Origin of the sequence: Cryobacterium sp. TMT1-2-2 (assembly GCF_004403505.1) — a bacterium.
Classification (GTDB): domain Bacteria; phylum Actinomycetota; class Actinomycetes; order Actinomycetales; family Microbacteriaceae; genus Cryobacterium; species Cryobacterium flavum.
The window spans coordinates 127,113-149,389 of the sequence record NZ_SOGS01000027.1 but is presented as its reverse complement, the minus strand read 5'-3'; the positions used below and the strand labels follow the sequence as shown (position 1 = coordinate 149,389).

Genomic DNA, 22,277 nt, shown 5'->3' with positions numbered 1-22,277 from the left:
AAGAATGCCTTCCGTAACCTACATATCCGCCGCCGGCAGTGAAACGGCCGTCGCGGGATTCGCCGGCGACTCCGTCATGGAGACCGCCGTGCGCAACGGTGTTCCCGGCATCGTCGCCGAGTGCGGCGGCAGCCTCTCCTGCGCCACCTGCCACGTCTTCGTCTGCGCCGACAGCGTCTTCCCTCCAATGGAAGAGCTCGAAGACGACATGCTCGACGGCACCGCCGTCGACCGCGAGGCTAACTCCCGGCTCTCCTGCCAGCTCAAGCTGAGCGACGTCGATATTCGCGTGACCACCCCCGAAACGCAGGTGTAGCGATGACCGGCACCGGAACATCCGCTCACGCATCACAAGCGCGAGGCACTCTTATTATTGGCGCCTGCCAGGCCGGCGTGCAGCTCGCCTCGAGCCTGCGCGAGCTCGGCGACACCGAGCCCATCGTGCTCGTCGGCGAAGAACCGCACGCGCCGTACCAGCGGCCGCCACTGTCGAAAGCGTTCCTCAAGGGCGAGGCCACGGCCGATTCGCTCACCTTTCGCACCCACGAGTTCTACTCCGAGCACAACATTGAACTTGTCACGCGGGAACGCATCGTGTCGATCGAGCGTGATGCGACCGGCGGGGTAGCCACGGCCGAATCCGGTCGCCGTTTCGAATTCGCCCGGCTCGCGCTCACCACGGGCGCCGTTCCGCGCCAGATTCCGTTCGAGGGCAGCGAACTCGAAGGCGTCAGCTACCTGCGCACCGCAACGGATGCCGCCCTCCTCGAACAGAGACTGGCCAGCGCCTCCGACGTGGTCGTGGTCGGCGGCGGGTTCATCGGCCTCGAGGTAGCGGCCGGAGCCCGCGCCGCAGGCAAGACCGTGACCGTGCTGGAGGCTGCGCCCCGACTCGTCGGTCGGGCCGTCTCCGAGGCCACGAGCGCGTTCTACCTTGCGGCGCACCGGCGCCGCGGCACCCGGGTGGTGTTGAACGCCCAGGTCAGTCGCTTTGTCGGGTCGCACGACCGGGCCACCGGGGTCGAACTGGCCAGCGGAGACGTGATCAAAGCCGACGTCGTGCTCATCGGCGTCGGGGTCATCCCGCGCACCGAACTGGCCGAGCAGCTCGGGCTCGTCATCGACAACGGCGTCGTCGTCGACGCGAGCGCGCTCTGCTCCGACGGCCTCACCGTCGCCGCGGGGGACTGCGCGAACCTTCCGAACCCCTCGCTGACCCCCGGCGGCATCCCGCGGCTGCGCCTCGAGAGCGTGCAGAACGCGGTCGAACAGGCCAAGGTCGCCGCTGCGACCCTGCTTGGCCTGCCCGCCGAATACTCCACCGTGCCGTGGTTTTGGAGCGACCAGGCCGACCTCAAATTGCAGATCGCCGGGCTCAGCGGCGGCCACGACCAGATCGTGCTGCGCGGCGACCCCGAGACCGAGAAGTTCTCGGTGCTGTACTACCGCGCCGGGCAGCTCATCGCCGCCGACTGCGTGAACCAGCCGCTCGACTTCATCGCCGTGCGCGCCATGCTGCACTCCGGGCAGCACCTGCCCATAGACCGCGCGGCCGACCTGTCGCTGCCGCTCAAGAAACTGTTCCTTCCTGCCGTGCCCGTTTTGATCGGAAAGTGACCCCATGACACTGCAGACCGAAGAACTCGTCGACACCTCGCCAATCGCGGCCGGCGTGACCTCCATCGACCTCAACGCCCTCTGGAGGGCGGTGCGGCCGGAAATGCGCTCACGCTCGAACGACATCCACATCCCCATCTCGTTCGCGTTCGCCGAACGTCTCTGCCTGGCCTACCCCGAAGCGGATGCCCTCGTAGTGCGCGTGGCCATCCTGCTGCATGACACCGGCTGGGCCCGGGTGGACGAGACCAAGATCATCTCGGAGGGGTTTGGTGCCAACTGGCGGCAGGCGGACATCCGCTACGAGCACGAGATCAAGGGCTGCGAGATCGCCCGCGAGGTGCTGCCAACCCTCGGCTACGACCTGGACTTCGTGGCCCGCGTCACCGACATCATCGACGGGCACGACACCCGCCCGGAGAGCTATTCGATCGAGGATTCCCTGGTGCGCGACGCCGATCGACTTTGGCGCTTCACCACCACCGGAATCGCGCTCGCCTCGGGTTGGTTCGGCCAGGAGCCATCCGCTTACTGCCGGCGCCTGCGCACCGATATCATCCCCGAGCTGATCACCGCGGCCGCTCATGAGATGGCGCTCGCCGAACTCGAACGTGCCGAAGCCCTGCTGCAAACGGAGGTCCTTGCCAGCGGCGTCGACGCGCCCGCCCTCGACGGGAGCGGCGCGTGACCAGCCTGGTTGACGCTCAGCCGGTGACCGCCACCCTGCCCTACCGGCACACCGACGACCTGTTCATTGACGGCGACTGGACGCCGGCCACCGGCACCGGTCGAACCCTGGTGACCAACCCGGCAACGGAAGAGGTCTGGGGGTCGGTGCCGCAGGCATCCGTCGCCGATCTTGACCGGGCGGTCGCGGCTGCGCGTCATGCCTTCAGCGGATGGCGTGCCCTGACTCCCACAGACCGCGCCGGCTTTCTGCTGCGGCTGGCCGACGAGGTCGAGAAGCGCGCCGAGGCGATCTCGCACACCAACACCTGGGAGAACGGGTCGCCGGTCGCGGAATCCAGCCGGGCCGCCGGCAACGCCGCCTCGATCTTTCGCTACTTCGCCTCGCTCGCCGGCCTGCTCGAAACGCCGGACGTTCGGCCGTTTCCCGACGGGTCGGGCGAGACCGTGGTGCGGCAGGACCCGATCGGCGTCTGTGCGCTGATCGCGCCGTGGAACTTTCCGATCAACCTCGTTGTCGCCAAGCTCGCCCCGGCCCTGATGGCCGGCTGCACCGTCGTGATCAAGCCGGCCTCGCCGACCCCGCTCTCGGTGCGGCTCATTGTCGATGCAGCTGTGGCCGCGGGCATTCCGCCCGGGGTGATCAACCTCGTCACCGGGCCCGGCTCGTTCGGCGACGCGCTGGTGAAGCACCCCGGCATCGACAAGGTGGCCTTCACCGGGTCGACCCCGGTCGGGCGCACGATCGCCGGGGCCTGCGGCACACTGCTGCGACCGGTCACGCTCGAACTGGGCGGAAAGTCGTCCGCGCTCGTGCTGCCCGACGTCGACCTCGACGCGCTGTCGAAAGTTTTGATCCGCACCTGCATGCGCAACACCGGGCAGACCTGCTACATCTCGACCCGCATTCTCGCGCCGGCCGAGCGCTATGACGAGCTCGTCGACATGGTCACCGCCACCATCGCGGCCGCCAAACAGGGCGATCCGATGCAGCCCGACACTGTTTTCGGGCCGGCCGCCACGCGCACCCAGGAGCAGACCGTGCGCGAATACCTGCGCAGCGGCGTGGCCGAAGGCGCCCGCGCCACGACCGGCGGCGACGTACCATCCGGCTTTGATCAGGGATTCTTCGTGAAGCCCACGGTGTTCGCCGACGTGACTCCCGACATGCGCATCGCCAGGGAAGAGATTTTCGGCCCGGTGCTGTCGATCCTGCGCTACTCCTCGATCGACGAGGGGGTGGCGCTCGCCAACAACACGTCGTTCGGGCTGGGCGGCACGATCTTCTCCGCGGACCCCGACCGGGCATTCGCGCTCGCCTCGCGCCTCGACACCGGCTCGGTGGGGCTCGGCTTCTTCGCCTCAAATCATGCGGCGCCGTTCGCCGGGCGCCACGATTCTGGCCTCGGCGCCGAGTTCGGGCCGGAGGGTCTGAAGGCCTATCTCGTGCCGCAATCGGTGCACCGCCGCATCCGCTGACCTCTACACCGGGAAACCTGAACAGTCCCACATTCAGCGAGTCGCACGGCGCCGGCTCGCGCATGTGCCACCCTTAGAAATAAATAAAGTTTCGGTCGCGCGCCAAATGCAGTTGTAGCCAAGCCAATGGAGGCCTGATGAACGAGCGCAATCCCTATTCGGTCATGAGGCGCAAACCCATTACCGACATTGGCAATGAGGCCGCCAAGAACGGTCTCTTCAAGAGCCTCGGACTCTGGCAGCTCACCGCGATCGGCGTCGGCGGCATCATTGGAATCGGCATTTTCACCCTCGCTGGACTCGTTGCGAACGGCGGCCCGGACGGCGAGGGCGCAGGTCCGGCCGTGCTTATCTCGTTCTTGATCGCTGGACTCGCGAGCGCCGCCGCGGCCCTCAGCTACGCGGAGTTCGCCGGAATGATTCCTCGCGCCGGCTCTGCGTACACCTACGGCTATGTCGCCCTCGGTGAGATCGTCGGCTGGTTCATCGGCTGGGATCTGCTGCTCGAGTACATCGCGATCGTCGCCGTCGTCGCGATCGGCATCTCGGGGTACTTCACCGAGTTCATGAGTGGCATCGGCATCGACGTTCCGACCTGGATGCAGGGCACCCCCGATACCCTGGACGGCGGCCTGATCAACCTGCCCGCCATCGTGGTGTGCGTGCTCGTGACCTTTATCCTCAGCCGTGGAACGCAGACCTTCGGCCGCTTTGAGCTCGTCGCCGTAGGGCTCAAGGTGCTGTTGATCCTCGCCATCATCGCGCTGGGGTTCTTCTACATCAACACCCAGAATTACGTTCCATTCTTGCCGAACGGGTTCGGCGCGGTCTTCACCGGCGCAGCCACTGTCTTCTTCGCCGTCTTCGGCTATGACGCCATGAGTACCGCCGCCGAAGAGGCCAAAGATGGCAAGAAGCACATGCCGAAGGCAATTTTGCTCTCGCTCGCCATCGCCATGGTGCTCTACGTGCTCGCCACTCTCGTGCTCACTGGCATGCAGAATTGGCAGGATATTGACCCGACCGCCGCCTTTGCCGTCGCGTTCCAGTCCGTTGGGCTTCCAGTCGTCGCGACCGTGCTCTCGGCCTTCGCTGTCATCTCGATCCTCACCGTCATGCTGACCTTCCTGCTCGGCGTCAGTCGGGTCTGGTTCTCGATGAGCCGCGATGGCTTGCTGCCGAAATGGTTCTCCGGCACCGATAAAAGGGGAACCCCCGCCCGCGTGACTTGGATCGCCGGCCTGGCCGCGGCCGTACTGGCCGGGGTCTTCCCGATCCGTTTGATTGCCGACCTCACCAACATCGGGATTCTTGCCGCCTTCGTTGTGGTCTGCGTCGCCGTGATCGTGCTGCGACGCACCCGACCCGATGTTCCGCGCACCTTCAGGCTGCCTTTCATGCCCTGGGTACCCGTGTTCGGGGTGCTCTCCTCTGCCTTCCTCATCACGCAGCTGCACTGGGAGACCTGGCTGCGCTTCGGCATCTGGCTTGTCATCGGTCTGGTCATCTACTTCTCTTATGGTCGCCGCAACTCGGTCATGAACCCGAAGAGCCCGCGCTACATTGAGCATCCGGTCGATCCGCACTAGCCACGCACCGGCACCGGCACCGGCACCGGCACCGGCACCGGCAACGGATATGGATGCGGCACCGCATCTGCTCAGCTGATCAGCGCGCGCCGACGCCCATCCAGGCCATACTGCGGGCGCGCAGTGACAGTGTCACGGCGCGGGCACCGAGGTAGCCGAGCGCGAACGCCGCCATGAGCAGCGCGAGCCCGGCCTCGCCCGCCGGCGCCCAGGCGAGTACCGCGCCGGCGAGTGGCACGAACACGGCGAGGTTGACCAGCCCGGTCAGTGCCAGATAGCGGGCATCGCCGGCTCCGATCAGCACGCCGTCGAGCACGAATACGACCGCGCCGAGGGGAACGGACGCCCCCAGCACGATCAGGGTCAGTGGCAGCAGGGAGGTCACGGCTGAGGCATTGGTAAACGCATGCCCGAGCACGCCGCTCGTGCCGATGACGACGACAGCGAGCACGAGGCCGGCGAGTACGCCCCACTCCAGGCAGCGGCGGAGCACCGCGCGAACCTGAGCCACATCCCCGGCGCCGAGGCCGCGCCCGACGAGGGCCTGGGCGGCGATCGCGAGGGCGTCGAGGGCGAAGGCGAGCGTCGCGAACAGGGTCATTGCGATCTGAAAGGCGGCGAGTTCGGGGGAGCCGAGCTGGGCGGCAACGAACACGGCGAGCAGCATGGCGGCGCGCAGGCTCAGGGTGCGCAGGAACAGCCAGCCGCCGCTTCGGACGCCGATCAACATGCCTTTTCGGTGCGGACGTAGCGGCGCGCTGTGGCGCCGGGCATGCCTGGCGACCACGACGAGGTATACGGCGACCATGCCCCATTGCGCCACGACGGTGCCCACGGCAGAGCCGGCGATGCCCCAGCCGAACAGGTAGATGAACACGTAATTGAGCGCGATATTCGCGCCGAAACCGATCCCGGCCACGTAGAGCGGGGTGCGGGTGTCTTGCAGGCCGCGCAGCAGTCCGGTGGCCGCGAACACCAGCAGCATGGCGGGCAAGCCGAACATGGAGATGCCGAGGTAGGTGGCGGCATCCGCTGTCACGGTCGTTTCGGCGCCGAACGCGCCGACCAGCGCCGGGGTGGCGAGCAGGCCGAAGGCCGCGAGCACGACGCCGAGGCCGAGGGCGAGCCAGAGCCCGTCGATGCCGACCGAGACGGCCCGGCGCGTGTCGCCGGCACCGAGCCATCGGGCCACCGCCGGGGTGGTGCTGTAGGCCAGAAAGACCATGAGGCCGATGATGGTCTGCAGCACCGCGCTGGCCAGGCCGAGTCCGGCCAGCGGGGTGGTGCCGAGGTGCCCGACCATGGCCGAATCGGCCAGCAGAAACAGCGGTTCGGCCACGAGGGCGCCGAGCGCGGGCACGGCGAGGCGCAGAATGTCCCGGTCAATGGGCTTGGCCCGCAGAATGTTGATGGTTCGACTCTACGGCGGCCCCGCGGCTCACCGTGCGAAGGCGGCTCCAGTCAGGCCAAGCATCGTGCGGAATTGTTAAGAATGCCGAATCTTTCACTAATGATGAACGCGAATTCGGCCTATCGCTGGCCCCATCCGGATAGGTTCGTGGCAGAAGCTTCTGCCGACCGTGGACGCTTCGGGCACGCTTTGCTGCGCCGGGAACACCAATCCCGGCCCAAGGTGCCCTTTCCATCCGCAAGGGTGATTGCCGCCTCACAGACGAGTGTGCGAACATCCGCTTCGAAAGGCTCCACCGTGCCTGATAACCAAACACACCAGGAGGCACCGAGCATCGGCGTCGTCCGCGAGAGCGGGGCGGATGAGCGGCGCGTCGCCCTCGTGCCGCGCGCCGTGGCCTCCCTCATTGCGAAGGGACTTGACGTTGTCGTCGAGTCCGGCGCGGGGGCGGAGGCCCTCATGGGTGACAACCTCTACCTCGCAGCCGGCGCCACCATCGGTGACGCCTGGAGCGCGGACATCGTGCTCAAGGTCGCTCCGCCCACCGACACCGAGATCGCTCGGCTGAAGGCGGGCTCGACGCTGATCGGGTTCCTCGCACCGCGAAACACCGAGAACAAGATCGCCGCCTTGCAGAACGCGGGCATCGTCGGTTACGCGGTCGAGGCGATCCCGCGCATCTCCCGGGCTCAGGTCATGGACGCCTTGTCGTCGCAGGCGAACGTCGCCGGCTACAAGTCCGTCATCCTGGCGGCATCCCTCTCGACCAGGTTCTTCCCGATGCTCACCACCGCGGCGGGCACGGTCAAGCCGGCCAGCGTGCTCGTGCTCGGTGTCGGCGTTGCGGGGCTGCAGGCGCTCGCGACCGCCAAAAGGCTCGGCGGCCGTGCCACCGGCTATGACGTGCGTCCGGAGGTCGCCGACCAGGTGCGTTCGGTCGGAGCCCAGTGGCTCGACGTTGGCATTGATGCGGCCGGTGACGGCGGCTATGCCCGCGAACTTACCGCCGAGGAGCGCGCCCAGCAGCAGACCTCCCTCGAGACTGCGATTTCTACTTTCGATGTCGTGATCACCACCGCGCTTGTTCCGGGGCGTCCGGCGCCGCGGCTCGTGACCGCCGCGGCCGTGCACGGTATGAAACCGGGCAGTGTCGTCATCGACATGGCCGGCGAGACCGGCGGCAACTGCGAGCTCACAGTTCCCGGCGAGACCGTGGTCATCAATGGTGTCACGATTGCGTCCCCGCTCAACCTGCCCTCGACAATGCCCGAGCATGCGAGCGAGCTGTACTCGAAGAACCTCACCGCGCTGCTCGAGTTGCTCGTGCGTGACGGCCGACTCGACCCCGACTATTCCGACGACGTGGTGGCGCTCTCCTGCGTCACGCGCGTTTCAGTCTCGAACAGGATCTGACCATGGACTACACCGGCTTTTTGGCGAATATCGCCATTCTCGTACTCTCGGGCTTCATCGGCTTCGCCGTGATCTCCAAGGTGCCCAACACCCTGCACACCCCGCTCATGTCGGGCACCAATGCCATCCACGGCATCGTCGTGCTCGGCGCCCTGGTCGTTCTCGGTACCGCGCACAACCCCAGCATTCCGCTGCAGATCATCTCCTTCGTGGCGATCGTGTTCGGAACCGTCAACGTCATCGGCGGCTTCGTCGTGACCGACCGAATGCTCGCCATGTTCAAAACCCGCCCCACCAGCGGCGCGACCGACGGGAAGAACTGACCATGGATATCCTCGTCTACGCCCTCTATATCGTCGCCTTCGCCATGTTCATTCTCGGGCTGTCGGGGCTGACCGCGCCCCGGTCTGCCGTGCGCGGCAACAAGATCGCCGCGGCCGGCATGGGCGTCGCATTCATCGCGACCCTGATCCACATCCGCGAAACCAGCAGCTGGCTGGTGATCATCGCCGCCCTCGTGGTGGGAGTGATCGTCGGCATCCCGCCCGCCCGCAAGGTGAAGATGACGGCGGTGCCGCAGCTCGTCGCCCTGTTCAACGGCGTCGGCGGCGGAACGGTCGCCCTCATCGCTTGGGGCGAGTTCATCGAAAGCGACGGCTTCACCGGCCTGCGCGTCGCGTCCGGCCCGGTGCTTCCGCTCGTCATCGCCTCCCTGTTCGCGGCCATCATCGGTTCCTTGTCGTTCTGGGGCTCGATCGTGGCGTTCATGAAACTGCAGCAGATTTTGCCCGGGCATCCGCTCTCGGTCGGACGCCTGCAGCAGCCGCTCAACGCGATCCTGTTCCTCGGCTCCGTGCTCGCGGCCGTCATCGTCGGGATCGGCTCGGCCAGTACCGGCGCAGATCCGATCTGGTTCGGCGTAATCCTGATCCTGGCCGGCATCCTCGGGGTCATGACCGTGCTCCCGATCGGCGGCGCCGACATGCCGGTCGTCATCTCCCTGCTCAACGCGCTCACCGGTCTCTCGGCGGCAGCGGCCGGGCTCGCGCTGAACAACATCGCGATGATCGTCGCCGGTATGATCGTCGGGGCGTCGGGCACGATCCTCACCAACCTCATGGCCAAGGCCATGAACCGGTCGATCCTTTCCATCGTGGCCGGCGGCTTCGGCGGCGGTTCCACGGGCGTTGCGGCCACCAGCACCGGTGACCAGCACGCGAAGTCCACTTCAGCAGCGGATGCCGCGATCAAGCTCGCCTACGCCAACCAGGTCATCGTCGTGCCCGGCTACGGCCTGGCTGTGGCCCAGGCCCAGCACGCCGTGAAGGACATGGCCAAGGTGCTCGAAGCCCGCGGCATCGAGGTCAAGTACGCCATCCACCCGGTGGCCGGACGTATGCCGGGGCACATGAACGTGCTCCTCGCCGAGGCCGACGTCTCCTACGACGCCATGAAGGAAATGGACGACATCAACGGCGAGTTCTCACGCACGGACGTCACCATCGTCATCGGCGCAAACGATGTCACCAACCCCGCGGCCCGCAACGACCCCAACTCGCCCATCTTCGGCATGCCCGTGCTGAACGTGACCGAGTCCCGGTCGGTGATCGTGCTCAAACGCTCGATGAGCTCGGGCTTCGCCGGCATCGAAAACCCTCTGTTCTTCGCGACCAACACCACCATGCTCTTCGGCGACGCCAAGAAGTCCGTTGCCCAGGTGACCGAGGAGCTCAAGGCGCTGTAAGCGTTCTTGTTGCACGACCGCGCCCGAAACGGGTGCGCGCTACCCGGTTGCGGTAACCCTCGCCGGGTGGCCGGTCCCTGTCGCGTGATCGGTCTAGGGACCAGAGGGTGCGTGGCCGGCTCAGACATGTTCGATTTGGGAGATTAGGTAACTTTAGAAAAAATAGATAAACCAAACTAAAGTGCCTCAACTGTCTACGTGGAAAACATTGACAACCCGTACACACCGAATGCCGGCGCCGCACCTGAGATCCTCATCGGGCGAGACGCTCACACGGAGGCCTTCGAGACGCTGCTCAAGCGACTTTCCCGCGGCAGGTCCGAGCAATCGATGATTATCACGGGGCTCCGGGGGTTGGCAAGACGGTATTGCTCAATCGATTCGTCGAAATAGCCATCGCTTCAAAATGGGAAGTGATCGAGCTCGAGGCGAGCAAACACAACAACACTCATTTTCGTCAGGCAATGTTCTCGCAGCTAAAGTCAGCACTACTCCGGCTGGCACCGAGAGCTCGATGGACTGCTCGAGGCAAGCGCGCTGCCGAGGTGCTTAGCGCATTCGCGGTGTCAGTGGATGGCCAAGGCGCATGGTCACTCTCGTGGGATGTTCCACCAGCAGAAGGCTTTGCCGACCATGGCGATCTTGGCATGGATCTGACCGACGTACTTGTTGCGATTGGTGAAGCCGCGAAGGAGCAAGAAAAGGGATTGATAATCCTAATTGACGAAGTGCAATTCCTGGGAAGCACTCAACTCGAAGCCCTGATTCAGGCCGTACACAAGACGGTGCAGAAGAAGCTGCCCGTCACTTTCGTCGGGGCCGGTCTTCCTCAAATCACAGAACTAGCGGGCGATGCCAAGTCGTATGCTGAACGGCTCTTCAAATTTCCGAAGATTGGATCGCTCGAAGGCGACGACGCGCGAAAGGCGCTCACCGAGCCCGCAGCCAATGAGGGCGCAATTTTTGCAGCGGCCCTGCGCGGTAGGCCGGATTGAAGAAGCGGAACTTTCCAATGCTGATGCCGCAGAACCGCGGTTTGACTGTGTGCAGCATCCGCTCGCCGTCATGATCCCCGTCGTGACCGACGACGTATAGATCCTGGATGACAACTCAAGTCGGACAGCATTTGGCCGAGTCTAATTTGACTTGGTTTCAGCTAATTTGTCGAGCGTGGTTTCTACGTCTCGTGCAACCGTCGTCAGAAGGAGACGTCGATCCTTGTCTCTGTTTGAATTACCCGTTGTTTTGTCACTACTGGATCAACGTCGCGCAGCCTAAGGTACCCGCTGACAGCGAACAATTGGGCCGACTGTGCTCTCAGCACAGCGTTGGAATCGCAGTAGATGCAGCGCCCCGGGAGCCGGGAGAGTCGTCGTTGTGCGTCAAGGACTGAAGACGGTCAGATTCTCGAACGACGTCATCCACCTATTGCTGAGGTCTTGCTCCAAACCAGGACAGCGGCCGCTCGCATCTCGCCCGTTGGGCCACCTGTCACCCGCCCCAGATAGGCTGAACCCATGACCTCACTGGCGACTGCATCCGGAATCAACAGACACGAACTTGACCCGGAGGTGCGCCCGCAAGACGACCTCTTTCGGCACGTCAACGGCAAATGGATCGCGCGCAGCGAGATCCCCTCCGACAAGGCCCGCTGGGGCTCGTTCATGATGCTTGCCGAAGACGCCGAGAAGGCCGTTCGCGAGATCATCGTCGAGGCACAGACTGCCCCCGCCGGCACCCTCGAGCGCAAGTTCGGCGACCTCTACACGAGCTTCCTCGACGAAGAACGCATCGAAGCGCTCGGCGCCACCCCGCTGGAGAGTGACCTGAGGGCGGTCGACGCCGTCACCACCATTTCCGAACTGCTCGCGACCCTCGGCCGCCTCGAGCGGGGCGGCGTCGCCGGCGCCTTCCACCTCTACGTCGACAACGACCCGGGCAACCCCGAACGTTACCTCGTCTTCATCGCTCAGGGCGGCATCGGCCTGCCCGACGAGTCGTACTACCGCGAAGAGAAGTTCGCCGACATTCGGGCCAAGTACCTCGAGTTCCTCGAGCGGATGTTCACCCTTGCCGGCTTCGCAGACGCCGCCGACCGCGCAGCGCGCGTTTTCGCCCTGGAAACCGAACTCGCCTCGCATCACTGGGACAAGGTCGAAACCCGCGACAGCGAGAAGACCTACAACCTGCGCACCTGGGGCCAGGTCTCCGCGCTCGCTGCCGGCGCGGACGTTGACCTCTGGCTGGAGGGCCTCGACGCCCCGGCCGGCGCTCTCGAAGAGGTTGTCGTGCGGGAGCCCAGCTACATCGCCGGCCTCGCCACCACCCTCACCGAAGACCGCCTTCAGTCGTGGCAGGACTGGCTGCGCTGGCAGGTCATCCGCTCGAGTGCTGCGTATCTGTCTGGTGAATTCGTGGAGGCGAATTTCGACTTCTACGGCCGCACCCTGAGCGGCACCCCGCAGCTGCGCGACCGCTGGAAGCGCGGCGTCTCGCTCGTGGAGGGCGCCCTCGGCGAGGCCGTCGGCCGCATCTACGTGGAACGTCACTTCAAGCCCAGCGCCAAGGAGAGCATGGACGTGCTCGTGGCCAACCTCGTCGCGGCCTACGAGAACAGCATCAGCACCCTCGAGTGGATGACCGAAGAGACCCGCACCAGGGCGCTCGAGAAGCTCAGCAAGTTCACGCCGAAGATCGGTTATCCCGTGAAATGGCGCGACTATTCCAGCCTCCAGATCACCGCAGACGACCTGATCAGCAACGTCAAGGCCGCTGGCGAGTTCGAGTTTCAGCGTGAGCTCGGCAAGATCGGCAAGCCGCTCGACCGCGACGAATGGTTCATGACCCCGCAGACCATCAACGCCTATTACAACCCCGGATTCAACGAGATCGTTTTTCCGGCCGCCATTTTGCAGTTTCCCTTCTTCGACGACGCGCGCGACCCAGCCGCCAACTACGGTGCGATCGGCGCGGTCATCGGCCACGAGATCGGCCACGGCTTCGACGACCAGGGCTCCAAGTACGACGGCGACGGCCGCCTCACCGACTGGTGGACCGCCGACGACAAGGCAGCCTTCGAGCGGCGCACGACCGCGCTCATTGCCCAGTTCGACGGCCTCGAACCGAAAGCTATCCCCGGGAACACCGTCAACGGTGCGCTCACGATCGGCGAGAACATCGGCGACCTCGGCGGGCTCTCTATCGCCTGGAAGGCCTACCTTCTCTCGCTGAACGGTGAAGAATCGCCGGTTATCGATGGCCTCACCGGCGCTGAACGCTTCTTCCTCTCCTGGGCCCAGGCGTGGCAGATGAAATTACGCGACGCTGAGGCCATCCGCTTGCTGGCGATCGACCCGCACTCGCCGAACGAGTTTCGCTGCAACCAGATCGTCAGCAACATTCCCGCGTTCTACGAGGCGTTCCAGGTGGGCGAAGCGGATGACCTTTACCTCGCTCCCGAGAAGCGCGTCACCATCTGGTAGCCCGGTGGCCCCCGTCGGGGGTTAGTCTGGAGCAGGTTCTTCTGAGCCGGGGATGAGGCCAGCGCGGGGCGTTTGCCGAAGAGAGGATCGACCCAGTGGTCTATTCCAGGCGCGATGGCGACAGCGCTACCTTCAGCCGAGCGGATGCTGTCCCGGCCCGTTCTCGCCACGCCGCACTCCCCGGCGGCAAGCACCGCACGGCGGACAAGCCTGAGGATTTCACCCGCGGCTTCGCGTTTCTCGGGGAACTCGCCCTCAACGGCGTGCAGGTTTCGGCGCGGGCGACCGATCTTGCGACCGGACGCGTGCTGTTCTCGGTCGACGACCACGTGTCGATGCCGACGGCGAGCGTGGGGAAGGTGCTGCTGCTGATCGAGGTGGCCGCGCGCCTGAACGACGCCGAATTCGGTCTTGCCACAATGCTCGAACGGTTGAGTGCGGATGCCGTGGGCGATTCCGGCGTCTGGCAGCACCTGCAGATTTCACGCCTCGGCGTTGCCGACCTCGCTGCCCTGGTCGGTGCGACGAGCGACAACCTCGCCACCAACGTGCTCATTCGCGCCGTGGGGCTGCACTCGGTGCGCGCTCGCACGGAGCAACTCGGACTCAGTCGCACGGCGCTGCTCGACCTGGTGCGCGACAAGCGCGGCCCGGACGACGCCCCACAGCTGTCCGTGGGCAGCGCCAAGGAACTCACCTGGCTGCTCACCGCGCTCGCCCGCGGCGAGATCGTCGACGCCGAGACGAGCGCGCGGGTGATCGGCTGGCTATCGCTCAACACCGACCTGTCGCTCGTGGCCAGTGCATTCGGACTTGATCCGCTGGCCCACCGGGAGAGCGATCACGGCCTGCTCATGGTCAACAAGACCGGGACGGCTGCGGGGGTGCGCTGCGAGGTGGGAGTCCTGCGGGGTCCGCGTGCCGGCGTGACCTACGCGGTGTCGATGGTGTTCGACGACGCCCAGCTGATGACCCGGCTCGCGGTGCTCGCTGGTATGCGCGCCGTCGGGGCGGACCTCCTGGAGTACGTGCACTGAGTTGCGCGTGCTGAGGTGTGAGTTTCGATCCGATTTAAACGTTTCAAGCGCCTGAAACTCACACCTCGGTCATTAAAAGCTACGGGTCGGCTCGACGTGCCCGGTTCGCAGCTCTGCGAAGTCCCGCGCTGGTCACTGCTCAAGTAGACAGTCTGACTAACTAGTGAGACTATGTAGTCATGCAACCGAAACCCTGGCCGGCCGATTGGATGCGCGCGGCCCTCAGCCTGTGCGTGCTTCGCACGCTCGCGCCCGGCCCGACCTACGGGTATGCGATCGCGACCGCGCTCGAAGCGGCGGGGTTCGGCGCCATCAAGGGTGGCACGCTCTATCCGCTGCTCACCCGCTTTGAGGCGGCTGGCTGGATCGCCGCCGAATGGCGACCGGGCGCCGGGGGACCCGGGCGCAAGTACTTCTCGCTCACCGATGACGGGCAGCAGGAACTTGCGGACCAGTCTGCCCACTGGCAGCTCTTCTCCACCACCGTGCACGATCACCTGCAGAAAAGGCCGGCCGAATCATGATGACCAGCAACCCGATCGATCACGACAGCAGCGATTCCGGCAGCGCCCAGCACTATGCCGCCGCGCTCGACCTCCCGACACTGCCTCCGGCCGGGGCTGCGGCCAGAGTGACCCTAGTGACCAGCGGCATAGGTGCCATCGGGCTGGTCGTGCTGGCGCAAGCGTCCTTTCCCCTTGCGGCCGGTGACGAGACTCTGGTCGTGCGGTTGTGGATGCTCATAAGCCTGGCCGGGATGGTGGTGACAATTGCATTGATACCCCGAGTCATCCCCTGGATAGTGCGCGCTCGTCGCTTTCGGTTATGGCTGGTCGCGTGTGGGCTGCCATTCGTGTGCTGGGGTCCGTTCGCGCTCATCGTGTATCAGGGACAGTTGATCTTGTTCACGCTCCCGCCGGTGCCGATCGCCATCGGAGCCGCAGTGCTTCTGCTGGCACCCCCAATCTTCAACCAGGTGCGACACACCTTCCAGGACGACCCCATCATTGAGCCTGGCGGTGACCCCGAGCCGCGCCCGACCCGGGTATCTCGCGTTCTGTACGTGGGTGCCAACTGGATCATGGTCGTCTACGGTGCCATCAGCTTCGTGCTCACCTTCGCCCTCTACCCGAGTAATTGATGTCCGATCCAACAAGAGGGGCCGAATCATGACGACCAACCCGCGTGATCTCGAAAACGGCAGCGCGGGCATCCGCTCGGCGAAGCTGGACGACGCAACCTGGTTCGACGAGTTCACGATCGAATTGCGACTGCTCGCGGTGCCGGGCATCGACATCGGCGATGCGCTGGCCAGTGCGCGGGAGTTTCTGGCCGACTCCGGAACGAGCGCCGAAGAGTGCTTCGGCAGCCCCAGGAACTACGCGGCCGAGCTCGGCCTGGCGACCATGCCGCAACGCGCGGTGAACGGGGTGGGCCTGCGGGCCGGTCTCGGTGTGCTGGGGCTCATCGGGTTCACGGTGTCGGCGCTGCCGCTCGTGCAGGGGGAGGCGGTGCGCGTCGATCTGCCCACCATCACCATGTTCGTCCTCGTGATCGTCGGCGCCGTACTGATGCCCACGTTCCTGCGGTCGCTCGCGCGGGTGCGCCCGCGGGCCTGGATGTTCGTGGTCGCCGTCCTGCTGGGCTTGGCCCTCCCCATCGGGCTGAACCTCGCGATCGACTCCGCTGTTACTCTCTTCACGGTTCCCGCGCTGGCCGTCGTGATCATTTCGGCGCTGCTCGTGCTCGTTCCGGCGATCTGGAGCCAGGCACGCCATTCCCTGCGGGAGGATCCCCTCATCGACCCGGGCGTCACGCCGGCATCAGGCCCCTCGCTCGCAACCCGCCTATTTCTGGGCCTGGTCACCTGGTCGATGGTGATGGTATCGATCGTGATCTGGCTGTTCGCGCTGTTCGGCGAGCCGGTTGCGCGCTAGGTCGCAGCTCAGACGATCGCGAGCTCCGGCCCGGCGGCGCTCAGCTTGCGGGCCTGGCGTGGGTCGATTCCGTCGTCGGTGATGATGAGGTCGAACTCATTGGCGTCGGCGACGTGGCAGAACGAGTTCTGACCGATCTTGCTCGAGGTCATGGCGAGCACTCGCCGCCGACCCGACAGCATCATGGCACGCTTCACCTCGGCCTCGTCGGGAATGGTCGTCGTGAGCCCGGCCTCGGCGGTCAGGCCGTTGCCGCCGACGAACGCGACGTCCACGTTGAGCTGGCTGATGCGTGCCCGAGTCCACTCGTCGACCGCTCCCTGCGACACACTGCGCACCCGACCGGGCAGCGCGAGCACCGTGAGCAGCGGTTTACGCGAAAGCAGCCGCACAGCGGGCAGATTGTTGGTCACGACGATCAATCGCCGGTCCTCCGGAAAAACGGATGCGATCACCAGCGTGAGTGCGCCGGAATCCAGCAGCACAACGCCATCCTCCGGCAATTCCTGCAGCACACGCTGGGCGATGCGATGTTTCTGTGGCGCGTTCTCCAACCGCCGCTGCGCGAGGGCAATCTCGAACGGCGTGCTCTGCACCAGGCGGGCACCGCCGTGCTGGCGCCGGATGACGCCCTGGCGTTCGAGCACCACGAGGTCGCGGCGAATGGTCTCGGCGGTGACCTCGAGCGCGACGCTCGCAGCGGCCACGGAGATCTCGCCGGTGCCACCCTGCGCGAGCGCGATGATCGCGGCCTGTCGTTCCGCTGGGTACATGCCTGCCTCCTCGCAGTCGACGGCGCGCAGCCGTCGCCTCAGACTAGCAATCCGGCGGGCGGAAGCCGGCCGATGGCATCCGTTTTTGTGGTTTCACAGCAAAAATAATGCAGACTCGGGCATTTTGTCGTCACAAAAACATCACAAAACCACAATTTGAGTTGCTTTTTCCACTCAATCGGGTCACAGTAACTACATACCAGTCCACAAGGACGTGTCGACGATGAAGAGGTTTGAGATGACGAAGTCTTATTCCATGAAGAAAAGGCTTGCCCTCAGCGCAATCGCCTTCTCTTCGGTGGGTGTGCTTTTGGCCGGATGCAGCGGAGCCGGAGGTGGCGCACAGCAGGCCGACGGCCCGGTGACACTGACCCTGGCTACGGTGAACAACCCGCAGATGAAGGACATGGAGGAGCTCAAGGGCGCCTTCGAAGATTCCCACCCCGACATCACGGTGAACTTCGTCGCCATGGAAGAAAACGACCTGCGTGACGCCGTCACCAAGGACGTCGCCACCCAGGGCGGCCAGTACGACATCGTCACCGTCGGCAGCTACGAAGTGCCGATCTGGGGCCAGAACGACTGGCTCGTCGACCTCGGCCCGCTCGCCGAGGCCGACACCGCCTACAACGTCAACGACCTGCTGCCGCCCGTGCGCGAAGCCCTCACCGTCGACGACAGCCTCTTTGCCGTTCCGTTCTACGGCGAGTCGTCCTTCCTGATGTACAACAAGGACATGTTCGCCGCGGCCGGCCTTGAAATGCCGACCAACCCCACCTGGGACGAGGTTGCCGGCTTCGCCCGCACCCTCAAGTCCGACGGCGTGGCCGGCATCTGCCTGCGCGGCAAGCCCGGCTGGGGCGAGCTGTTCGCCCCGCTGACCACTGTCGTGCAGACCTTCGGCGGCAGCTGGTTCGATGAGGACTGGAACGCCGAGGTCAACTCGCCCGAGTTCACCGAAGCCGTACAGTTCTACACCGACCTCGTGAAGGATGCCGGAGAAGCCGACCCCGTCTCGACCGGCTTCACCGAGTGCCTCAACCTGTTCTCGCAGGGCAACGCGGCCATGTGGTACGACGCCACGAGCGCTGCCGGCCCCATCGAGGCCGATGGTTCCGCCGTCGCCGGCAAGATCGGCTACGTGCACGCCCCGGTCAAGGAAACCGAGGAATCCGGCTGGCTCTGGGCCTGGAACCTCGCCATTCCGAAGACCAGCAACAACCAGGACGCCGCGTGGGAGTTCGTGAGCTGGGCGACCAGCACCGAGTACATCAACCTCGTCGGCAGCACTCTCGGCTGGGAGCGCGTTCCCCCCGGATCCCGCACCTCGACCTACGAGAACGCCGACTACCTCGCCGCAGCCTCGGCGTTCGCACCGATCACCAAGGACATCATGCTCGGGGTCAACCCGACGCAGCCCGGAGTGAACCCGCAGCCGTGGGTCGGCATCCAGTACGTCACCGTGCCGGAGTTCCAGGACCTCGGCAACCAGGTCTCGCAGGACATCGCCGACGTCTTCGCCGGCCGCGACACCGTTGAGAACGTTCTCAACAAGGGCCAGGAGCTGGCCCAGCAAGCCGGAGACGCCCAGAAGTAACCAGCACACAAACGCGGGCGGCGTCGACCAGGCGCCGCCCAAACCTCGTCAGTTCAACGCCGAGAACTAGAAGGAACTCAGAGATGACCGCGCCAGATTTGATCGTGGCTGAACCCGCGCACGACCCGGCCCCCGCCGCGTCACGCACGCTTCGCCGCCCCCCGAAGCCGGAGCTGAGCGCCGGCCAGAAGAAGGCCCTCCGCCTGGCCCGCACCCTGGTCTGGCCGGCCATCGTCGTCGCCATTCTCGTGACGCAGATTCCCTTCCTCGTCACCATCTACTACTCGTTCCAAAACTGGAACCTGATGCGTCCCGGCTCGCGCGGCTTCGCCGGCTTCGACAACTACGTGACCGTTTTCACCGGCGGCGCGTTCATGCAGTCACTGTCGGCGACCGTGGTCATCACCGGTTCGTCGATCGTGCTCTCCGTTCTCTTCGGCCTCGGCATCGCCCTGCTGCTCAACCGCAAGTTCTTCGGCCAGGGCCTGGCCCGCACCCTCGTCATCACGCCGTTCCTCATGATGCCTGCCGCCGCAGCCCTCATCTTCAAATGGTCCATGCTCGACGCCAACGTCGGCATGGTCAACTGGGGCCTCTCGGTGCTCGGCGTCGACCCCGTGCAGTGGAACACCGACTTTCCCGCCCTCACCGTGATCATGGTGCTCACCTGGCAGTACACGCCGTTCATGATGCTCATCCTGCTCGCCGGGCTGCAGAGCCAGAGCAAGGAGACGCTGGAGGCGGCATCCGTTGATGGAGCCGGCCCAGTTCGCAGCTTTCTGCACATGACCCTCCCGCACCTGCGCCAGTACATCGAGCTGGCCGTGCTGCTCGGCGGCATCATGCTGCTGCAGGTCTTCGACCCGATCGCCATCATGACTCGCGGCACGGGCGGCACCAAGACCCTCTCCTACCTGCTTTACGAACGCGCCTTCGTGGGCCTCGAAATCGGCGAAGCGGCCGCCTATGGCGTGATCACCGTTCTGCTCACCATCATCGTGGCGAGCGTCGCCCTTCGCCTGCTCTTCAAGATCTTCTCCAGTGAAGGAGCCAAATCATGAGTACCGCCACCGCCACCAAGCCCGGCACCGTACCCCGCGCAAGCGCCCCGGCCCAGTCGCACCGCCGTGCCAAGCGGATGCGCCACCGCGCTACCAGCACGGCGCTCACCATTTTCACGTGGATCGTCACGCTCGGATTCTTCTTTCCGGTGGCCTGGATGGTCTTCACCGCGTTCAAGACCGAGTCCGCGGCCGCGACCCGAACTCCGACCATCTTCACCGCACTCTCCCTCGACCGCTTCACCGAGGTGCTCGACCGCGGGTTCGGCGTCTACCTGCTCAACTCGCTCACCGCGAGCGTCATGAGCACCGTCATCGTGCTGCTGCTGGCAATTCCGGCGGCGTACGGCCTCTCCATTCGCCCGATCATCAAGTCGACCGATGCGCTGTTCTTCTTCATTTCCACCCGGTTCATGCCGATCGCGGCCGCGATCATTCCCATCTATCTGCTGCTGCAGGGACTCGGAATGCTCGACAACATCACGGCCCTGAGCGTTCTCTACGTGGGCATGAACCTGCCGCTCGCGGTGTGGATGATGCGCTCGTTCTTCAGCGAGGTGCCGCTCGAGATCGTCGAAGCGGCCCAGATCGACGGTGCCAACTTCTTCACCGAGCTCGTGCGCGTGGTCATGCCCATCGTCGCCCCCGGCATCGCTGCGGCCGCGCTGATCTGCTTCATCTTCGCCTGGAACGAGTACTTCCTGGCCAGCCTGCTCACCTCCACCATGGCACGCACCACTCCCCCGTTCCTCGGCAGTTTCGTCGACGGGCGCGGGCAGTTTCTCGCGGTACTCTCGGCAGCATCGACTCTCGCGGTTCTTCCCGTGGTCCTGGCCGGCTGGCTGGCGCAGAAGCGCCTCGTCACGGGCCTCGCCATGGGCGCGATCAAGTAGTTGTAAGAACACCTGTCGTCGAGAACACCAGGGGAGCCCACATGAAACCGGATCCAACCAGTCGCAGCGCCGATGACCGTCGCGCGAGCATTCTGCTCGCGCTCGCCGGTGCCGGCCGGGTCGAGGTGAACGAGCTCGCCGAGTCGCTCGCCGTTGCGGAGGAGACTATTCGCCGCGACCTGCGCACCCTCGAAGACGACGGACGGCTGCGTCGAGCCCACGGCGGTGCGATCAGCGTCGCCGACCCGGTCAATGACCTCGACCGGCTGACGGTGCCCGAACCGGTCGCCCACCCGGTCGCCACCCTGGCGGCGACCCTGCTGCCGGAGCGCGGCATCCTCTTTCTCGATGCCGGGCCGATTGCCGAGGCGCTGTCGGTGTGCCTGCCGAACTCCGCCGCGCTGCAGGTGGTGACGACCTCGATTCCGGTGGCCCTCGTGGCAAGCCGCAACTCCGAACTCTCGGTCTACAACCTCGGCGGTGCCGTCGATCCGGTCGACGACTCGCAATCCGGCCAGTGGGCCCGAGAATCGCTCGAGCACATTCGCATCGACCTCGCGTTCATCAGCGTGAGCGGCCTCACCCCGAGCGGCCAACTGCTCGCTGCCAACCCGAAAGCCGCCCGCATCAAGCGCGCCGCGATGGATGCCGCCACCACCGTCGTGCTCGTCGCCGACCATGACCAGTTCCAAGCGCACGGCCTGGTGAAGTTCGCTCAGCTCGACGAGGTCGACCACCTCGTCGTCGACGGGGAAGTGAATGACGCGATCCTCGCCCTGGCCGCCGAGGCCGGCGTGCCCGTGTTGCGTGCGAGCGCGCTCGAATCGGAGATCACACAGTGACGGCGGCCAGCCTGGCGTCGGAGATCGGCAGCTACCCGATCGACGGCCTGCTGTTCGACTGCGATGGGGTGCTCGTCAACTCCGACGAAGCCGCCGCCGTAGCCTGGAACGAATGGGCCGTCGAGTATGCTCCCGGCTTCGACTTTAACCGCGACATCATCCACGGCCGACCGGCCAGGGAGACGATCGCCGAACTCGTGCCGGCCGTCGACGTGCACCGCGCGGACCACGCGCTCATGCTGAAAGAGGTCGAAACGGCCCCGCTCGTGCGAGCCCTGCCCGGCGCCCGCGACCTGCTGCTGGCGCTGCCTAGCGCCCGGTTCACCATCGTGACGAGCGCCGTGGCCGTCGTGGCCCGCGCCCGGCTGCGGGCTGCTGGGCTGCCCTGCCCGGTGGGCCTCGTCACCTTCGACGATGTGACGCGCGGCAAACCCGCCCCCGACCCGTATCGCCTGGGGGCGCAGCGGCTCGGCATCGACCCGCGCCGAGCCGTCGTGTTTGAAGACGCCGACGCCGGCGTGGAGTCGGCGCAGGCCGCCCAGATCGGGCTCACCGTCGGCATCGGCGTGCGCGGACTCGACACCGGGGCGACCCTCGTTTTAGCAGACCTCGCCGGCATCCGCTTTGACGGCACCCTGCTGTATCTGGGAGGCGCGGTGCAGTTGCGCGCCGACCCCGCCCGCGCTGCTCCGATTGAATCGCACACCGAATGAAT

General features: G+C 65.5%; 21 protein-coding genes. 19 read left to right on the top strand and 2 right to left on the bottom strand.

Going from position 1 to position 22,277, the window contains the following annotated elements; all coding sequences use genetic code 11:
• Positions 1–4: 4 nt before the first annotated feature.
• The 5 genes from E3T35_RS18605 (at position 5) to E3T35_RS18585 (ending at position 5,372) form a co-directional block, all read left to right on the top strand.
• Complete coding sequence (locus tag E3T35_RS18605) at positions 5–316, top strand: 2Fe-2S iron-sulfur cluster-binding protein (RefSeq protein ID WP_134344884.1); 312 nt, start codon at positions 5–7, stop codon at positions 314–316.
• 2 nt (positions 317–318) lie between these two features.
• Complete coding sequence (locus E3T35_RS18600; protein ID WP_134344885.1) at positions 319–1,617, top strand: NAD(P)/FAD-dependent oxidoreductase; 1,299 nt, start codon at positions 319–321, stop codon at positions 1,615–1,617.
• Positions 1,618–1,621: 4 nt separating this feature from the next.
• Positions 1,622–2,305 carry an HD domain-containing protein gene (locus E3T35_RS18595; RefSeq protein ID WP_134380607.1) on the top strand — a complete coding sequence of 228 codons (684 nt, stop codon included), beginning with the start codon at positions 1,622–1,624 and terminating at the stop codon, positions 2,303–2,305.
• The gene (locus E3T35_RS18590) at positions 2,302–3,783 is read left to right on the top strand and encodes an aldehyde dehydrogenase family protein (RefSeq protein WP_198421050.1); all 1,482 of its coding nucleotides are present in this window, start codon (positions 2,302–2,304) and stop codon (positions 3,781–3,783) included. Before E3T35_RS18595 ends, E3T35_RS18590 begins: the two co-directional genes overlap by 4 nt.
• 137 nt (positions 3,784–3,920) lie before the next feature.
• On the top strand, positions 3,921–5,372 hold the full coding sequence (locus E3T35_RS18585; RefSeq protein WP_134344886.1) for an amino acid permease: 1,452 nt from the start codon (positions 3,921–3,923) through the stop codon (positions 5,370–5,372).
• A gap of 79 nt (positions 5,373–5,451) precedes the next feature.
• On the opposite strand, the gene E3T35_RS18580 is transcribed toward E3T35_RS18585, so the two are convergent.
• On the bottom strand, positions 5,452–6,774 hold the full coding sequence (locus tag E3T35_RS18580; protein ID WP_134380604.1) for an MATE family efflux transporter: 1,323 nt from the start codon (positions 6,772–6,774) through the stop codon (positions 5,452–5,454).
• A gap of 306 nt (positions 6,775–7,080) precedes the next feature.
• Here E3T35_RS18580 and E3T35_RS18575 point away from each other — a divergent pair, with 306 nt between their 5' ends.
• The 9 genes from E3T35_RS18575 to E3T35_RS18535 all read left to right on the top strand — a co-directional run bounded on the left by E3T35_RS18575 (position 7,081) and on the right by E3T35_RS18535 (position 16,396).
• Positions 7,081–8,196 (top strand): NAD(P) transhydrogenase subunit alpha, encoded by a 1,116-nt coding sequence (locus E3T35_RS18575; RefSeq protein WP_134380602.1) that lies wholly within the window; start codon positions 7,081–7,083, stop codon positions 8,194–8,196.
• Between the two features lie 2 nt (positions 8,197–8,198).
• Positions 8,199–8,519 carry an NAD(P) transhydrogenase subunit alpha gene (locus E3T35_RS18570; protein ID WP_092338562.1) on the top strand — a complete coding sequence of 107 codons (321 nt, stop codon included), beginning with the start codon at positions 8,199–8,201 and terminating at the stop codon, positions 8,517–8,519.
• A 2-nt stretch (positions 8,520–8,521) separates the two neighbouring features.
• A complete protein-coding gene (locus E3T35_RS18565; RefSeq protein WP_104089891.1) occupies positions 8,522–9,940 on the top strand; it encodes an NAD(P)(+) transhydrogenase (Re/Si-specific) subunit beta in 1,419 nt (472 codons plus the stop codon).
• A 368-nt stretch (positions 9,941–10,308) separates the two neighbouring features.
• The gene (locus E3T35_RS18560; protein ID WP_241988915.1) at positions 10,309–10,935 is read left to right on the top strand and encodes a hypothetical protein; all 627 of its coding nucleotides are present in this window, start codon (positions 10,309–10,311) and stop codon (positions 10,933–10,935) included.
• A gap of 522 nt (positions 10,936–11,457) precedes the next feature.
• Positions 11,458–13,422, top strand: a complete 1,965-nt coding sequence (locus E3T35_RS18555) for a M13 family metallopeptidase (protein ID WP_134380599.1) — start codon at positions 11,458–11,460, stop codon at positions 13,420–13,422.
• Between the two features lie 95 nt (positions 13,423–13,517).
• On the top strand, positions 13,518–14,459 hold the full coding sequence (locus E3T35_RS18550; RefSeq protein WP_134344891.1) for a serine hydrolase: 942 nt from the start codon (positions 13,518–13,520) through the stop codon (positions 14,457–14,459).
• Between the two features lie 179 nt (positions 14,460–14,638).
• A complete protein-coding gene (locus E3T35_RS18545; protein WP_134380596.1) occupies positions 14,639–14,983 on the top strand; it encodes a PadR family transcriptional regulator in 345 nt (114 codons plus the stop codon).
• Entirely contained in the window at positions 14,980–15,600 is a 621-nt protein-coding gene (locus E3T35_RS18540; protein WP_134344893.1) for a hypothetical protein, read from the top strand. Before E3T35_RS18545 ends, E3T35_RS18540 begins: the two co-directional genes overlap by 4 nt.
• A gap of 28 nt (positions 15,601–15,628) precedes the next feature.
• Complete coding sequence (locus E3T35_RS18535) at positions 15,629–16,396, top strand: hypothetical protein (RefSeq protein WP_134380593.1); 768 nt, start codon at positions 15,629–15,631, stop codon at positions 16,394–16,396.
• Positions 16,397–16,404: 8 nt separating this feature from the next.
• Here E3T35_RS18535 and E3T35_RS18530 read toward each other — a convergent pair whose 3' ends face one another.
• Positions 16,405–17,169, bottom strand: a complete 765-nt coding sequence (locus E3T35_RS18530) for a DeoR/GlpR family DNA-binding transcription regulator (protein WP_092338580.1) — start codon at positions 17,167–17,169, stop codon at positions 16,405–16,407.
• A 256-nt stretch (positions 17,170–17,425) separates the two neighbouring features.
• Between E3T35_RS18530 and E3T35_RS18525 the strand changes: the two genes are divergently transcribed.
• The 5 genes from E3T35_RS18525 (at position 17,426) to E3T35_RS18505 (ending at position 22,275) form a co-directional block, all read left to right on the top strand.
• Positions 17,426–18,766 carry an ABC transporter substrate-binding protein gene (locus tag E3T35_RS18525; RefSeq protein WP_198417731.1) on the top strand — a complete coding sequence of 447 codons (1,341 nt, stop codon included), beginning with the start codon at positions 17,426–17,428 and terminating at the stop codon, positions 18,764–18,766.
• 83 nt (positions 18,767–18,849) lie between these two features.
• Positions 18,850–19,827 carry a carbohydrate ABC transporter permease gene (locus tag E3T35_RS18520; protein ID WP_134344897.1) on the top strand — a complete coding sequence of 326 codons (978 nt, stop codon included), beginning with the start codon at positions 18,850–18,852 and terminating at the stop codon, positions 19,825–19,827.
• On the top strand, positions 19,824–20,720 hold the full coding sequence (locus E3T35_RS18515) for a carbohydrate ABC transporter permease (RefSeq protein ID WP_134344898.1): 897 nt from the start codon (positions 19,824–19,826) through the stop codon (positions 20,718–20,720). Before E3T35_RS18520 ends, E3T35_RS18515 begins: the two co-directional genes overlap by 4 nt.
• A gap of 41 nt (positions 20,721–20,761) precedes the next feature.
• Positions 20,762–21,562, top strand: a complete 801-nt coding sequence (locus E3T35_RS18510; protein ID WP_092338587.1) for a DeoR/GlpR family DNA-binding transcription regulator — start codon at positions 20,762–20,764, stop codon at positions 21,560–21,562.
• Entirely contained in the window at positions 21,559–22,275 is a 717-nt protein-coding gene (locus E3T35_RS18505) for an HAD-IA family hydrolase (protein WP_198421049.1), read from the top strand. Before E3T35_RS18510 ends, E3T35_RS18505 begins: the two co-directional genes overlap by 4 nt.
• Positions 22,276–22,277 lie beyond the last annotated feature (2 nt).